This is a genomic window from Veillonella caviae (genome assembly GCF_003992125.1).
GTDB lineage: Bacteria > Bacillota > Negativicutes > Veillonellales > Veillonellaceae > Veillonella > Veillonella caviae.
Window position 1 is genome coordinate 53,832 of the sequence record NZ_RQUY01000001.1, and the last position, 15,209, is coordinate 69,040.

Below are 15,209 nucleotides of genomic sequence, written 5' to 3' on the forward strand. Positions count from 1 at the left end.
TATATGGAAACAACATTAGGGGCTGCTATTGCGGCTGCGAAAGACGAAGCTTCAGAAGTGAAAACCGTTAAGGTGGATATATTTGATATTCCTGAAACAAAAGCAGAAGAATACATTTCTAATCGCGAAGAGGTGGCTGTTGCTGCAGCGGACATAATGAAACCGTACTGTGTAACGGTGAAACGGGAAACTTTAGATCCTGATGAGGGGGAGGCTGTTGTAGGTTATTACATTAATGGACAAATTCTTATGTGTGTCATTCTTGATCCTTTTGAAGTGCCTGTTATGAAAGTAGCCCTTGATAAAGGAAACTTAAAGGAATATATTTTAGCAGCTAATGAATTAACAGAGGAGATGCTAGGTACATTGATGTAGTGAGATTTCTAGTATATAATGAATATATTATCAAATTTGCACTGATAGGAAGGAGTTTCCCCATGAAATTAAAAAAAGGCATAGCTTTAGGGCTAACTTGCCTTGCTTTACTAGGTTTAGCAGGGTGTGGATCGTCAAATACATCTAATAGTGGTGAATATAAGGTAGGTATTGTTCAGTTAGTCGAACATCCTGCTCTTGACGCAGCTAATAAAGGTTTTACTGATGCATTAAAAGAAAAAGGTTTGGCTGATAAAATTAATTTTGACCAACAAAATGCACAAGCAGATCAATCGAATTTGAACAGTATTGCGCAACGTTTTGTGTCAGACCGTAAAAATCTGATTTTAGCTATTGCTACACCGGCAGCTCAAACTATGGCAAATGCAACTCATGACATTCCTATTTTGGCTACTGCTGTTACAGATTATGAATCAGCTAAATTAGTTAAATCAAATGCACAGCCTGGTGGTAATGTATCGGGTACATCTGATATGAATCCTGTAGAACAGCAAGTGGATTTAATCTTACAAGTTATGCCTAATGTGAAAACGATTGGTACCATTTATAGCTCTAGCGAAGTAAATTCCCAATTACAAGTAGAAAAAATGAAAGCCTATGCGGCTACTAAAGGGATTACAGTAAAAGAAGTTACTGTATCTACAGTAAATGATATTCAACAAGCAGCACAAAGCCTTGTATCTGATGGTGTACAAGCCATTTATGTTCCTACAGATAATGTGGTGGCATCGGCTATTTCTAATTTAGTTTCTGTTACAGATGCTGCAAAAATACCTGTATTTGGTGGTGAAGATAATCAAGTTAAAGGTGGCGCTATGATGTCCTTATCTGTAGATTATTACAAACTTGGTTATCAAACAGGTTTAATGGCTGTTGATATTTTACAAGGAAAATCTAAAATCGAAGATATGCCTGTAGAAATGCAAAAAGAGTTTAAACTTGTTGTAAATAAAGAAAAATTAGAAAAATTGGGCATCACATTGCCTCAAGAATTGTTAGACAAAGCATCTATGATTTAATTTGAAACTATTAATATCTATAGAATGTTAATCCACATATTTTATAAAAATTGTGGCTAGTAATGTATGGAATAAAGAAAGGACCACCAATGAACTGGAAAAAAGGTATAGCATTAGCGCTAGCTGCTGTATCTATGGCGGCTGTTATGGCTGGCTGTGGTAATACGGCATCTGACAATCAAAAGAAAATCGGTATTATTCAATTAGTAGAACACCCATCCTTAGATGCGGCTAATAAAGGTTTTATTGACGGGTTAGCATCAAAAGGGTATAAGGATGGCGAGAATATTAAAATTGACTACCAAAATGCCCAAGCAGACCAATCGAATTTGAATAGCATTGCTCAACGTTTTGTATCAGATAAAAAGGATTTAATGTTGGCGATTGCTACGCCAGCGGCACAAACATTGGCCAATGCTACTCATGATATCCCTATTTTGGGGACTGCTATTACAGATTATGAAACAGCTAAACTGGTACAATCTAATTCGCATCCAGGTGGCAATGTGTCTGGTACATCTGATATGACACCAGTAGAACGAGAAGTAGATTTAATCATTGCTTTAGTACCTAATGTAAAACGCATTGGTGCGCTGTACACATCTTCAGAAATTAATTCCCAATTACAAGTGGAAAAAATGAAAGCCTACGCAGCTACTAAAGGTATTACCGTAGTAGAGGCTACAGTATCTAATGTAAATGATATCCAACAAGCAGCTAGTAATCTTGTAAATCAAGACGTTCAAGCTATTTATACACCAACAGATAATGTATTAGCATCCGCTATGGCAAACTTAGCACAAATTACAGACGTTGCTAAAATTCCTGTATTCGCTGCTGATGAAGGCATGACAATGACTGGTGGTGTAGCTACTTACTCTGTAGATTACTACAACTTAGGCTATCAAACAGGTTTAATGGCTGCAAAAGTGCTTTCAGGGGAAGCAAAAGTTGCCGATATGGCGATTGAAATGCAAAAAGATATTAAATTAACTGTCAATGAAGAACGTGCAAAAAAATTAGGTATCATCATTCCTGACGCACTTCGTAAAGATATGAAACAATAGGAGAAACTAATGTTAGATTTAGTAGTAGGCACCATTACACAGGGCCTATTGTGGTCGTTATTAGCGGTAGGTGTATTCATCACCTTCCGCGTCCTCGATGTAGCAGATTTAACTGTAGAAGGATCATTTCCTATGGGGGCAGCTATTTCTGCAATCTTAATCACCTCTGGGATGAATCCAGTGTTATCCATCGTCGTTGCTGGTATTGGCGGCATGATTGCCGGTGCTGTTACCGGTTGGATTCATACAAAATTAAAGATTCCAGCTCTATTAGCAGGGATTCTAACAATGATAGCCCTCTACTCTGTAAATCTCCATATTATGGGGAAAGCCAATGTGTCCTTGCTTAGAATGGATACAGTTTATACTATGTTAGGCTCTTTACTAGGTACCGTTAATATGTGGTCTGCAGCTATCGTTGGGGTACTTGTTGCAGCTGTTGTTTGTCTTTTATTATTTTGGTTTTTCGGAACCGAAATTGGCACAGCCCTTCGCGCTACTGGTGTGAATCCACAAATGATTCGAGCTCAAGGTGTGAATACAGATACTATGATTGTTCTAGGTTTATTGATCTCCAATGCATTCGTAGCTGTCTCTGGTGCTCTCATTGGTCAAGCCCAAGGCTTTGCTGATGTAGGAATGGGTATTGGTACTATCGTTATCGGTTTAGCATCCGTTATTATTGGTGAAGTTGTGTTCGGTACAAAATCCTTTGTACGTAGTCTTATCGCTGTAGTGCTCGGTTCCATTGTGTACCGTATCGTTATCGCAGCGGTACTTTACATGGGCATGCCACCAAATGATTTGAAATTATTCACTGCCATTCTCGTTGCTATTGCATTGTCTTTGCCAACGTTGAAAGCAAAATGGCTTGCTAGATAGGAGGGGCACTATGTTAGAAGTTAAACATATGGTGAAAACCTTCTTCAAAGGCACCATTAATGAAAAAACAGCCTTACAAGGCATCGATTTGAAATTAGAAGAAGGCGATTTCTGTACCGTCATCGGTGGTAATGGTGCTGGTAAAAGTACTCTTTTGAACTCTATTGCAGGTGTGTTTCCTGTAGATGAAGGACAAATCTTTATCGGCGATACAGAAGTGACAAAAATGCCAGAATATAAACGGGCTAAATATATTGGCCGTGTATTCCAAGATCCGATGGTAGGTACTGCAGGTAATATGCAAATTGAGGAGAACCTTATCCTTGCTATGCGCCGTGGTAAAAGTCTTGGCTTGTCTTGGGCATTTAAAGATAATGAAAAAGCATTTTTCAAAGAACGTTTAGCTCTTTTGGGCCTTGGACTAGAAGACCGCTTATCTGCACGAATGGGTTTATTATCTGGTGGACAACGCCAATCTATTACACTCTTAATGGCAACTATGCTTCGTCCTGAATTATTGCTACTCGATGAACATACGGCAGCACTTGATCCTAAAACAGCGGAAAACGTGTTGCAATTAACAGATAAACTCGTTGCTGAACATAATCTCACAACCCTTATGATTACCCATAATATGCGTGACGCATTGCGATTTGGTAATCGCCTCATCATGATGAACGCTGGTCGTATCATTTATGATGTAAAAGGAGAAGAGAAGAAACAATTGACAGTACAAGATTTACTTCAAAAATTTGAAGTAGCTGGTGAAAATGCATTGAGTGACCGTATGGTGCTCGGTGCGAAATAAGAGATATTAAAATAAGAGGGCATGACCCTCTTATTTTTTTGACCTTTTATGATAAAAGTTTCAATTCTTCATGGGATAAAAAAACAACACCTTTTGTCCTATAAGCCTATAATATAGATAGATTACATACAATGAATGATTTTGAAAGTATACTATTGATGCTTTGTTATATATAGACTGGATGAATTAAACGAAGCTAGAGAAGGTAATATTACATTTAAGGCGGAAGAATTATAGTTAAGATATATTTTACAAGCATTAGATGATATTTATGAAATAAATATATTATTAGAATTTAAAGGTGTAATTAATACTGAACTATGGTAAATCCTTTACAAGTAGGATTAGATACTGTATACTAAATAAGGTCATTAGACACATCGTAGGCTAAGTATTCGAATCTCCAACGGTTACTTAAGCTTAACGGGATTATATTTTTTAGGAGGTAACATTAATGTTAACTACAGAAGCTAAATTAGCAATCATCAAAGAATTCGCTACTCATGAAGGCGACACTGGTTCTCCAGAAGTACAAATCGCGATTTTGACAAATCGCATCCAATACTTAACTGAACATTTGAAAGAACATAAAAAAGATCATCATTCCCGTCGTGGTTTGTTGAAACTTGTTGGTCAACGCCGTAACATGCTTGACTACCTTCGTCGTAAAGACATCGAACGTTACCGTTCCATTCTTGAAAGACTTGGTCTTCGCAAATAATACATTAGCCGCCCATTTGGGCGGCTTTTTGTTTGCAAAAATATTGGTTTACGTTACTATTAATAATAGTACCATAGTATTAGGTCAGAATTGCGTAGAGGATCTGTCTTTATGAGTACGTGTCATAAATGTTTGACAACACTAGATAGGATAGCGTAGAAGACCTATTTTTTTATGGCATAATTTATGTGGTTGATATATAATAGATAAGATAATACAAGGAAGATTTATAGGAGGAATAGGAATGGATAAATTCCAAATGGACTTAGCTGGTCGTACATTTACGATTGAGACTGGGGAATTAGCAAAACAAGCCGGTGGTGCTGTTATGGTTGGCTATGGCGATACTCGCGTATTGGTAACAGCCACAGGTTCTAAAGAGGCGAAGGATATCGATTTCTTCCCACTCACTGTGGATTACGAAGAAAAAATGTATGCTGTTGGTCGTTTGCCTGGCGGTTTCATTAAACGTGAGGCACGCCCACCAGAATCTGCTATTTTAAATAGCCGTTTGATTGACCGTCCTATTCGTCCGCTATTTGATAAAGGTGTGCGTAATGAAGTCCATGTAGTGGCTACAGTTATGTCCGTAGATCCTGATTGTGATCCGGCTGTATGTGGTATGATTGGTGCATCTGCAGCATTATCTATTTCTGATGTACCTTGGAATGGTCCTATTGCAGGCGTTCGCATGGGCCGTGTGAACGGTGCTTTCATCGTGAACCCAACAGTGGCACAATTGGAAGAATCTGACCTTAACATCGTGGTAGCAGGCACAAAGGATGCTATTCTCATGGTTGAAGGTGGTGCTAACGAAGTACCAGAAGAAACTATCTTAGAAGTCATCATGACTGCTCATGAAGAAATCAAAAAAATCGTAGCTTTCCAAGAGGATATTAAGGCTCAAGTAGGTAAGGAAAAACGCATTTTTGAAAGCAAGGATGTGCCTGTTGAAATCAAAGACGCTGTGTACGCATACGGTCATGATAAACTTGATCAAGCTGTACGTTGTGCAGATAAACAACAACGTGATGCTCAAGAAAATGAAGTACGTGCCGATGTACTAGCACATTTTGAGGAGATGTATCCAGATAATTTGGCTGATGTAAACAAAGCATTTGATAGCATGACAAAAGATATCGTGCGTCACATGATTTCTGTAGAAAAAATTCGTCCAGATGGTCGCCAACTCGATGAAGTACGCCCTATTTCTTGCCGTATTAGCGTATTGCCACGCACTCATGGTTCTGGCTTATTCACTCGCGGTCAAACACAAGTGTTAAACGTAGCGACTGTGGCACCGCTTTCAGAAAAACAAACTATCGATGGCCTCGGCATTGAAACGGAAAAACGATACATTCATCACTACAATTTTCCATCCTTCTCCGTTGGGGAAACACGTTCCTCTCGCGGTCCTGGTCGTCGTGAAATCGGTCACGGTGCCCTTGCTGAACGCGCATTAGTACCAGTGATTCCAAGCGAAGAAGAATTCCCATACGCATTGCGTCTCGTATCTGAAGTATTAGAATCTAATGGTTCTAGTTCCATGGCATCTGTATGTGGTTCTACATTGTCCCTCATGGATGCTGGTGTTCCTATTAAAGCACCCGTAGCAGGTATTGCAATGGGTCTTATTACAAAAGATGACCATTACACAATCCTTACTGATATTCAAGGTATGGAAGACGCTTTAGGCGATATGGACTTTAAAGTAGCTGGTACAGCTAAAGGCGTAACAGCTATCCAAATGGATATTAAAATTTCTGGTCTGTCTCGTGAAATCCTTGATGAAGCATTGCAACAAGCTCACAAAGGTCGCATGCATATCATGGGTATCATGTTAGACACTATAGCTGAACCACGTAAACAAATGTCTGAGTATGCACCACGTATTATTACTATGAAAATTGACCCTGACAAAATCCGTGACGTTATTGGTAGTGGCGGTAAAGTCATTCGTGGTATCATCGATGAAACAGGTGCTAAAATAGACATCGAAGATGATGGTACTGTATTTATCGCATCTGTAGACCAAGAAGGGGCTCGCAAAGCACAAGAAATCATCGAAAACCTTACAAAAGAAGTAGAAGTAGGGGAAGTGTACATGGGCAAAGTAACACGCCTCATGGCATTCGGTGCTTTCGTAGAAGTATTGCCAGGCAAGGAAGGTTTAGTGCATATTTCTAAATTGGCGAAAGAACGTGTAGAAAACGTAGAAGACGTAGTTAATGTTGGCGACGAAATCATGGTAAAAGTTATCGAAATCGATAAACAAGGCCGTGTGAACTTGTCCCGTAAAGATTGTTTGAAATAATAGAGGTAACTCATGGATATACGCGGATTTGAAGTAATAACCGCTTACGAAGATAAAGACATTCATTTACCGACTCGTAAAACAACTGAAAGCGCTGGTTATGATCTGGAGTGTGCTGAGGCTGTAACCTTAGCACCGGGAGAATTAAAACTCATCCCTACAGGTATTAAAGCATTTATGGCATACGATGAATATCTTGCTATTCATATTCGTTCTAGTATGGCTATCAAACGTCGCTTAGCCCTCGTGAATAGCACGGGCATCATCGATAGTGACTATTACAATAACGAAGACAACGAAGGCCACATTATGATTGCCGTCCTCAATTACGGCACTGAACCAGTACACCTTGAAAAAGGTGAACGCGTGGCACAAGGTATATTCTCTAAATACCTTATCACCAATGACGATGATGCTACTGGTGTCCGTACTGGGGGTATTGGTAGCACGGGAACTATGTAAATCTGTCTTGGTTCTATGTAGAATCATCGCAGCTGCTAGAGTAAGGATTTTTTTAATATAATACTTATTTTGGCAGATATATAATTTAATAATGAATAGTGAAAGCCGCTCTTCTATGGATATTCTGTTTTCCTGCTAGATTTGCTCTAGTGGTAAAGCAGAGGAAGATAGAGGGGCGGTTTTTATATTTTCTTCTATAGTTCTATATTTTATGGAATAAAATTTACTCATGTGGTTAGATATAATGTAAATATACAAACTACTTCTAGAACATTACATAAGTGAGGGTGAACGATTATGACAACAGTAGAAACAATGCAACATGATGTAGTAAACAATAATGAAACATTAGAAGCCCTTTTGAAAGCTTTTCGAGTACAAGACGGTTTTGATAAGGCATTAGAATCTTATTTTTCGTCAAAAGAGGATGCATTATCATTTTTTCGTAATCAGTTTATCAATGAGTATGAACAATTAATTGAAGATTTAAATGCTATAGGTTCTATATGGGCTATGATACCATTTTTAGAAATTGGAAATCAAAAGGCGTGTAAAGAAAAAATTGAATTAAAGTTATATAGTCGTTTAACAAAACATGACTCCGAGTTGCTTATGGAGTTTGAAACTCGTAGAGATGAACTTTTTTCAGCTTGTGAAAACTTACTAAAAATAATGGCGTATATTAAATCAGAAACTTATGAAGAAGGTACACTAGTTACAATGATTAGGCCTATTTTTAAAGGTATTTACACTATGTTAGATGAAAATCAAGACAGTGTATCTAACTATAACCTTTCAAACCCATTCATATTTTATTGTAATGATGAATTTTGGGATATTGATTACTTAGATGACTATGTGCCACTTCATAAACTGATATCCTTTATTCCTGGCAATACATTACAATGTACAGTTATGTATAAACCGGAGTATATTAATAAAACGTTATCTAAATTAAAGCATTATAAATTAAAACAGGTTTTGTCTGAATTGTACTTAGATTTAATTTAAAGGGATGTGTTCCTTTATAACCTTGATATTTTTGAAAAGTATTAATAGGATTTTGGGGGTATATAAAACTGGATGGTCAACATGTTTGAGGAGAAAAATTTTAAATTTGCTACTGTAATCCACCCTGCATACACATAGAGTGGATAAATGTTGACCTGGGGGGGCAGTCGATATAATGGTTTTATAAATTGTAGATAAAGTCATATCGAGTGGAGGTTGTATAGAGTCAAAATGCAAAGTTATAGAACGGGCTAGATTGGGGTATGGTGATGCAAAAGTATAAATTTAATTATCAAAATTTTTTGTGGAAATCTGCAAATAATTTTAGAGAAACTAATACTAGTTGTATTCAGTGGCAGAAACCTAGGAAATTATATCGAGGACAAGTAGGGATAGAAATGAAAAGTGATAAACTTAACAAAATACTACGTGAATATCAAAAGGATATTAATAATGTCGTAAATGAAAAAGAAGTTTTTTATTTAGTAAATGCTGGGCGTATGAATCATGGTAAAAGTAGCCTATTAAATTCTTTAATAGGACAATCTGAGGATTATTTTGAAGTACAGGATCGACGTACTACAGTTAAAAATAAAGAGTATCAGTATGATGATAATATTATTTTTGTTGATACACCAGGTTTAAATGCTGATGAACATGATGATAGAGAAGCTATAAAAGCGTATAAAAAGGCAAGTTTAATTCTTTTTGTACATAATCTATCTGTTGGAGATGTTAGAAAAGAAGAAATTAGAGATTTAAAAACAATTATATCTTGTTTTTCTGATATGAAATCGTTAGAGGAGCAGTTGGTTCTTGTATTAACAGGAAAAGATTCCATTACATCTTTAGAAGATTTGAGTAGCATTAAAGAGAAAATATTGCTAGACATAAAAAATGAAGTAGGGCTTTCTAACTTTAAAGTATTTGAAGTTTCTAATACAACTTTTAAAAAAGGACTTGAAAATAAAAAGAAAAAGTTACAAGAGCACAGTGGGGTTCTTGCATTAAAGCTATATATTGAAAAATATATAGCTGATAATAGAGCTACAACTAGAACCAGAGCTATGGAACGAATAGACTTATTAACTGCCAATGTGAGGGAGTTAATAGAAGTAGACTTAAAAAAATTGAAATCCATTTTGGATAAAAAGGAGAAGGAAATAAATACTAATATATCGAAATTATTTAGACTAATAGATAATAAGGTTTCTTTTATTAAAGGTATAAATGAAAGAGTTGATTTATGTAATCAACAAATTAAAGAATTAAGTGCCCCGGAATATAATAGTGAGCCCTGGCCTTTTTGAGAAACATTAAAAAATAACGAATAAGGATTTAATAAAATAGTTTGTAATAGTTAGGAGGAAATGAAATGTTTATTGCAGCAGGAGCATTAGCAGCAGTGGGAGTTATTGGAGGCGTTATATCTCATAGTGATCATAGTGATTATAGTGATTACTATAGTGATTATGCAGAACGGGAACGTAAAAGAAAAAAAGCTGAATTAAATGCAAAAGAAAAAGAGTTAGAAGCACTAAAACAGCAATTAGAAAATGAATGTAATGAATTATATAGGACTATTGAAGATGAGGTTAATGATAGTGTTCCATATGGTCTAAGAAACTTTGTTTTGGCTGATGGAAACCCTAAAAAGCATTTGCCATTAAAGCAATATATATCTGATAAATTGAATAAAAGTTTGATAGAAGATAAAAATGAGCTACAAGAGATCAATAATGCTTTAAAACGTATTAATGAAATCCAACTACAAGCTAAGAAGAGTGTTGATGGTAAATAATAGTTGGGAGAAAGAAGATGTCATATATCATTGAATGTGTAGATGGATTTTTTAAGAAAATTGATATTGCTGAAGAAAATTTGGCAGGATTTTCTCAAGAAATTGATAGACGTAGGGATGAAATTCGTAAGGTGTTAGAAAATATTCCTAATACGCTTCGAAAATATAATCAACCAATGACAGAGGAAAATAAATCTGCTGTTGATAAAGCTGTAGAGCTTGTAATAGCAGGTAGTAATGATTCTATAAAAAAATGGAATGATGCGTTGCAAATTAGCTTAAAAGGTACAGAATTCATGAAAAAGCATGAAAAGTACTTAGTTGTTATGGTATTTGGTGCAGTAAAAGCAGGTAAAAGCTCTTTAGGTAATTTTTTTGCTGGTAAATATTTTGGTACTGCAAATATCGATACAGAATATAAAAAACGACCTAAACCAGAATTTGATAGTGAAGAAAGTGGTCGTAAAAAGGGAGGGTTATCAAGGGAATTAAATGGTGATACGTGGTTTACAGAAGGTGTAACGGATACAACAGGGGCAATTCAATATTTTACATTATCTGGACTACGATGGATGGATTCGCCTGGCACTGGTGCCGTTAGTTTAGATGACGATACTTTAAACATGGAAGATTTAGTTAATGAATATATTCCTTATGCTGATTTATGTATTTTCTTAATGAACTCTTCAGAGCCTGGTTTGCAAGAAGATATGAAATATATGGAGAAATTATCTAGAGAAGGTCAAGAATCTTTAGTTGTTATTACACGATCAGATGTGGTAGAAGAGGAGCTTGATGAAAATGATGAAATTATACAGGTTTTACAGCCCAAATCTCCAGATCGTCGCAAGTTACAAGAAGATGATATTGTAAAACGATTATCGGACCAGTATCCAGATTTAGATACTGAAAAATTTAGAGCTATTAGTATATCTACATTGTTAGCAAGAGATGCAATTAAAGAAAATAATGATGAGAAGTTCAAATCTAGTAATCTAGATCAATTGATGGACATATTAGCTCAAAAAGCTTCACAAGAAACGCTTGTACTAAAAACGGGGAGACCAAAGAAGAATTTAAATGCTTTTATTGATGAACTTATTTTAGGTGATACAATAGATAAAAAATTTGATGGGCTTAACACTTTACTTAATAAATTTAATGCGTTGCAAGAACCTATTAATGAATATAAAGATAAAATTGAAAGTAGAAAACGACGAGTTACCAATGCGATTCTAAGTGAAGTACAGAATAACTTAAAATTAAAGCTTTTTGAATTTAACAAATACGTTGAAGAAAATAATAAAACTATTGATTCTGGAAAAATTAATAAGGAAATCAATAGTATTATTGAAAAAGGCATTCATGATGGATTACATCGAGAGGTTGCTTCTATTATTGAAGGCTATAGTAATACTAGTTTGAAAACACTCTCTAGTCTTGTTAGTTTAGGTGATTTAGGTAAGAGCTATGATCATGTTGAACATACGTATAAAGAGTATGAGTTGGTAGAAAGAGAGACTGATGGCGTTTGGGAATGGGTTTGTAATAAGCTCGGAAAAACTTATTATAGAAAGAAAGCTGTTACTAAAACTGAAGTTATAAAAATAGATATTGGGACGAATGTAAATGATTTGTTAGAAAATTTACAGGAACAAAGTAAAACTATCATCTCTAATGAGGTGCATCAAGCATTAATGGATATTCAGAATAATTACTTTGCTCCACAAGAATCATATATAAAAGATATGCTTCTTGTTATTAATCAAACAATAGATGAGTTGCAAGCTTTGAAGTATAAGGAGTAATGTATGCAGTTTATTATTAAGGTTACATCTGCCTGTAATTTAAGCTGTACTTATTGTAGTGAAGGAATACGAACATTAGAATATTTATCATTACATACATATAAACATTTCATTCAACAAATCCCCAGCCTTTTGCAAAAGCTTGGACAACAACGTGCAGATATTATTTGGCATGGTGGAGAGCCTCTGATTATTAGTAAAGATTGGATAAAGGAAGCTATTGAGTTCACGAATTCCACATTAGATGGCTTTGATGTTTCTTATGCTATGCAAACTAATGGAACATTAATAGATGATGAGTGGATTAAAATTTTTAAAATGTATTCTATTAGTTTAGGAATATCCTTAGATGGATATTTAGAATTACATGATCAGTATCGAGTTAATAAGGATGGTAGTGGCTCATTTGAAACGATTGTTCAGAATATTTATCGGCTTAAAAATGAAAATATACCTGTTTCATTATTGATGGTAGTCAATTCAGACAAATCCATTGATTATGAAAAAGTATGGCATACTATTTGTGAGTTAGGGATATCGCTCAAAATTCAGCCTGTTGTACCTATTGGCAAAGCAGATTATCAGTTAGCTAAATCAGTTGTCATATACAATAATTATGCAAATCTTATTAAGTATTTGTACACTCAATCTCTTGAACATGATTCTAATATTGTTATTCAACCAATAGCGCAAATTATGTCATCTATTTTATCGGGAGAAGAAATAAAAGAGTGTGCTTACAGTGGTTCTTGTACATATAATATTATAACCTTATATCCAAATGGTGACGTAGGCTTTTGTGGCCGTATGAGTAATGAGGATAAAACATTTATATACGGAAATATTCACAAATTTGATTTAGTGTCATTGTATAATTCTAATGTGGTAGATAAGATAAGAGCACGTCAGGTTATATTACGTGATGGAGTATGTAAAAATTGCGATATTTGGGAATATTGTCATGGTGGATGCACTATTGATGCTATAGCATCTAATGGAGATATCAATACAAAATATCATTATTGTGAAAGCTATAAAAATCTTATTGATTACTTTATGACAGATGGGTTACGTGCACTTAAGGATGCATTGATTAGTCGAAAACGCAGATATAGAATGTTAATGGAAGAAAAAAAGAAACTGTTAAAAGGATTAAATGATGAGAGATAATGATATATTGTTTTTTAATATTCATAGACGCTATTTAAATTCATCTCCACAATTCGGGGGCTTTTTGGGAATTTTTATATTAGCTGCATTTTTAAATCAAAATGGATATAGAGCACAAAGCTATGCTGGTCAATTAATGGAAAGTATGTCTCTCATAGACGAAGCCTGTAGTAATCATGGCGTAAAAATGATTGGTTTATACTGTGATTATGAGAATGTTACAGAGGTTATTTTTTTATCTAAATATATAAAAGATACATATGGCATACCTGTAATTGTGGGAGGTCCGCAAGCAACTAATTTAAAAGAGGAATTCTATATACAATCAAAATGTGATTTTGTTGTGCGTTATGAAGGTGAAATTACTGTTTTAGATTTAGCTAATTTTTGTATTGAAGGCACTGGAAGTATTGAGGATATTAAAGGTATTTCATATTTTAATAATAATGATATTGTAATTCATCAGGAACAGGAATTAATTGAGAACCTTGATGAATTACCTTTCATTGATGATGAGTGTTATTTGGTACCCCGTGATAATCATAGTGAACTAAGTGTTATGACTGGTCGAGGCTGTCCATTTCACTGTAGCTTTTGCCATGAAGGTCACCATACACGGAAGGTTCGACTTCGTTCAGTACAGAGTGTTTTACAGGAAATAGAGTCATATATTAAAATACATTCTAATGTGCGGGAATTTCATATTTTATTTACGGATGATACCTTTACATTAATATCAGAACGTGTACGTCTATTATGTGAAGGTCTGAAAGAGTTACAAAAAATTAAACCATTCAAGTGGTTCTGTGAAGGGCATATCCATACTCTATTTTTAAACCCAGAAATGATTAAATACATTGCAGATGCAGGGGGACAGCGTATTCAGTTAGGTATCGAAGCAGGGACACAAGAAGTTTTAGATGCGTATCGTAAAGGTTCTACATTAGATGAAATACGCTATGTTGTACGTGAATGTTATGAGAAGGGGATAGACGAAGTTTATAGTAATATTATTTTGGCTGGTGCTTATTTTAATTCGCAAGTTCATAAAAAAAATATTGAATTTGCAAAAGAGCTATTAACTATTGCTCCAGGGGTCATGGATATTGGTGTTGTATCTTATTGGCCTTTACCTGAAACAACAATTACGAATAATCCTGAATCATATGGTTTACATATTATAGATTATGATTTCTATACGGCTAGCGGTGACTTTCCACAAATTGAAACGGATGAGATAGATAAATGGGAATTGGTTCGTATGATACAGTATATGGAGAATGATATTGCTGAATATATGAAACAACTACTCCTTGAAGATAAAATAGATATAAAACTAATCGAAAAGTGGCTAAAAACGAAAAAACCAAAATATTTTAGTCGGTGGATGTATATTTTAAATCAGTTGCCCCATATATATAATTATTATTCTATGATTATAAGTAAAGAATGTTTAGCTTTAGAAGATATCTGTATTGATGATTTGACTATTAATCCGATGCGAACAGTTCAACTTTCAAAATATCTTAAAATTGAAGGTGAGAAGTACCTATTGTTTGATCAGGAAATTACTAAGTTTGAAATGGATATACTCATTTATTCTTTAGGAAAGCTTTCTATTAATGATATTATTGTTAAATTATCTCAAAATTATGCAATATCAGAAATAAAGTTAATTGAAAACGTAAAATTAGCGATTGTTTCTTTAGCAAAGCGACATTTATTAGTATTTTCAAGATATTAGGGGGAT

General features: G+C 34.9%; 14 protein-coding genes. All 14 read left to right on the top strand.

What is annotated here, in order from left to right; translation table 11 throughout:
• The first annotated feature begins 3 nt into the window (after nucleotides 1-3).
• The 14 genes from EO120_RS00345 to EO120_RS00410 all read left to right on the top strand — a co-directional run bounded on the left by EO120_RS00345 (nucleotide 4) and on the right by EO120_RS00410 (nucleotide 15,203).
• Nucleotides 4-375 (top strand): hypothetical protein, encoded by a 372-nt coding sequence (locus tag EO120_RS00345; RefSeq protein ID WP_127133519.1) that lies wholly within the window; start codon nucleotides 4-6, stop codon nucleotides 373-375.
• A gap of 62 nt (nucleotides 376-437) precedes the next feature.
• Entirely contained in the window at nucleotides 438-1,415 is a 978-nt protein-coding gene (locus EO120_RS00350; protein ID WP_127133520.1) for an ABC transporter substrate-binding protein, read from the top strand.
• Between the two features lie 89 nt (nucleotides 1,416-1,504).
• The gene (locus tag EO120_RS00355; protein ID WP_127133521.1) at nucleotides 1,505-2,482 is read left to right on the top strand and encodes an ABC transporter substrate-binding protein; all 978 of its coding nucleotides are present in this window, start codon (nucleotides 1,505-1,507) and stop codon (nucleotides 2,480-2,482) included.
• A 9-nt stretch (nucleotides 2,483-2,491) separates the two neighbouring features.
• The gene (locus EO120_RS00360; protein ID WP_127133522.1) at nucleotides 2,492-3,364 is read left to right on the top strand and encodes an ABC transporter permease; all 873 of its coding nucleotides are present in this window, start codon (nucleotides 2,492-2,494) and stop codon (nucleotides 3,362-3,364) included.
• 10 nt (nucleotides 3,365-3,374) lie between these two features.
• Nucleotides 3,375-4,172, top strand: a complete 798-nt coding sequence (locus EO120_RS00365; RefSeq protein ID WP_127133523.1) for an ABC transporter ATP-binding protein — start codon at nucleotides 3,375-3,377, stop codon at nucleotides 4,170-4,172.
• A 454-nt stretch (nucleotides 4,173-4,626) separates the two neighbouring features.
• A complete protein-coding gene (rpsO, locus tag EO120_RS00370) occupies nucleotides 4,627-4,893 on the top strand; it encodes a 30S ribosomal protein S15 (RefSeq protein ID WP_127133524.1) in 267 nt (88 codons plus the stop codon).
• A 244-nt stretch (nucleotides 4,894-5,137) separates the two neighbouring features.
• Complete coding sequence (locus EO120_RS00375) at nucleotides 5,138-7,207, top strand: polyribonucleotide nucleotidyltransferase (RefSeq protein ID WP_127133525.1); 2,070 nt, start codon at nucleotides 5,138-5,140, stop codon at nucleotides 7,205-7,207.
• Between the two features lie 12 nt (nucleotides 7,208-7,219).
• The gene (gene dut / locus EO120_RS00380) at nucleotides 7,220-7,669 is read left to right on the top strand and encodes a dUTP diphosphatase (RefSeq protein WP_127133526.1); all 450 of its coding nucleotides are present in this window, start codon (nucleotides 7,220-7,222) and stop codon (nucleotides 7,667-7,669) included.
• Nucleotides 7,670-7,966: 297 nt separating this feature from the next.
• Complete coding sequence (locus EO120_RS00385) at nucleotides 7,967-8,680, top strand: hypothetical protein (RefSeq protein ID WP_127133527.1); 714 nt, start codon at nucleotides 7,967-7,969, stop codon at nucleotides 8,678-8,680.
• Between the two features lie 269 nt (nucleotides 8,681-8,949).
• Nucleotides 8,950-9,990, top strand: a complete 1,041-nt coding sequence (locus EO120_RS00390) for a GTPase (RefSeq protein ID WP_164725706.1) — start codon at nucleotides 8,950-8,952, stop codon at nucleotides 9,988-9,990.
• Nucleotides 9,991-10,055: 65 nt separating this feature from the next.
• The gene (locus EO120_RS00395) at nucleotides 10,056-10,481 is read left to right on the top strand and encodes a hypothetical protein (RefSeq protein ID WP_127133529.1); all 426 of its coding nucleotides are present in this window, start codon (nucleotides 10,056-10,058) and stop codon (nucleotides 10,479-10,481) included.
• Between the two features lie 17 nt (nucleotides 10,482-10,498).
• Nucleotides 10,499-12,289, top strand: a complete 1,791-nt coding sequence (locus EO120_RS00400; RefSeq protein ID WP_127133530.1) for a P-loop NTPase family protein — start codon at nucleotides 10,499-10,501, stop codon at nucleotides 12,287-12,289.
• Nucleotides 12,290-12,292: 3 nt separating this feature from the next.
• Nucleotides 12,293-13,459, top strand: coding sequence for a radical SAM/SPASM domain-containing protein (locus tag EO120_RS00405; protein ID WP_127133531.1), 1,167 nt, complete (start codon nucleotides 12,293-12,295; stop codon nucleotides 13,457-13,459).
• Nucleotides 13,446-15,203 (top strand): B12-binding domain-containing radical SAM protein, encoded by a 1,758-nt coding sequence (locus EO120_RS00410; protein ID WP_127133532.1) that lies wholly within the window; start codon nucleotides 13,446-13,448, stop codon nucleotides 15,201-15,203. The genes EO120_RS00405 and EO120_RS00410 overlap by 14 nt, the downstream gene beginning before the upstream one ends.
• The last annotated feature ends 6 nt before the right edge of the window (nucleotides 15,204-15,209 follow it).